The sequence below is a fragment of the Massilia sp. CT11-108 genome (assembly GCF_047302915.1).
Taxonomy (GTDB): Bacteria; Pseudomonadota; Gammaproteobacteria; order Burkholderiales; family Burkholderiaceae_D; genus Telluria; species Telluria orientalis.
The window spans coordinates 1-310 of the sequence record NZ_JBKYMO010001418.1; the positions used below are offsets into that span (position 1 = coordinate 1).

General features: G+C 75.8%; 1 protein-coding gene. It reads left to right on the top strand.

The features are described 5' to 3' along the window. The coding region (locus tag ACEN88_RS35085) for a hypothetical protein (protein ID WP_413347037.1) at positions 1 to 310 on the top strand (310 nt) is incomplete at both ends.

A 310-nucleotide genomic window follows, 5' to 3' on the forward strand; every position in this document is an offset into this window, starting at 1 on the left:
CTGCACGCCCACGCGGCGCTGCGCTGCATCGAACGCGCCCAGGCGCCGGCCCAGGCGCATGCCGCCCTGTGCGCCGTGCTGGAAGCGTCGCAGCGCGCCAGCGCCATCGTGAGGAGCGTGCGCGCCCTGGCCGGCCAGGTCCGGCTCGAGCGCACCGAATGCCGCCTCGACGCCGCCATCGACGACGTGCTGGCCGAATACGCGGCCGACCTGCGCCGCCACGCCATCGCCTGCCGCGTCACGGTGGCACCGGGTGCGCGCACGGGAGACAGCGCGTCCACGGCGTTGCCGACGAGGTTGCGCAGGAGCT